The sequence below is a fragment of the Paenibacillus enshidis genome (assembly GCF_042136365.1).
Classification (GTDB): domain Bacteria; phylum Bacillota; class Bacilli; order Paenibacillales; family Paenibacillaceae; genus Paenibacillus; species Paenibacillus enshidis.
On record NZ_JBHHMI010000102.1, the window covers coordinates 1 to 315 of the forward strand.

A 315-nucleotide genomic window follows, 5' to 3' on the forward strand; every position below is an offset into this window, starting at 1 on the left:
TAGCCCGACGTCGATGCCCACGGCTGTTTCCGCCGTCTGGCCTGCTTCCGCTGCCTCTATGTTCACGCCGATCCCCATCATCCACCCGTCTGCATGCCGTTTCACGTTGATTTGGGTCACCTTCGCCCGGTCGAACGGACGATGTGTACGCATGCGGACAAAGCCGATTTTGGACAGATAGACGTATCCATCCTGGGCGAAGGTCTTGCCTACCGCACTAGGCTGAGGATACGTAAAGGAGAGATATCGGTCGGCTGACTTATAGTGAGGAAAACCCGCATCGCCGCGAAAGAATCGCTGATAGGCATCATCCAA

Annotated in this window: 1 pseudogene; it reads right to left on the bottom strand. The window is 56.2% G+C overall.

The annotated features are described in order from the left end of the window. A pseudogene (locus tag ACE41H_RS25260) lies at positions 1–315 on the bottom strand (RNA-guided endonuclease InsQ/TnpB family protein); the annotation flags it as partial.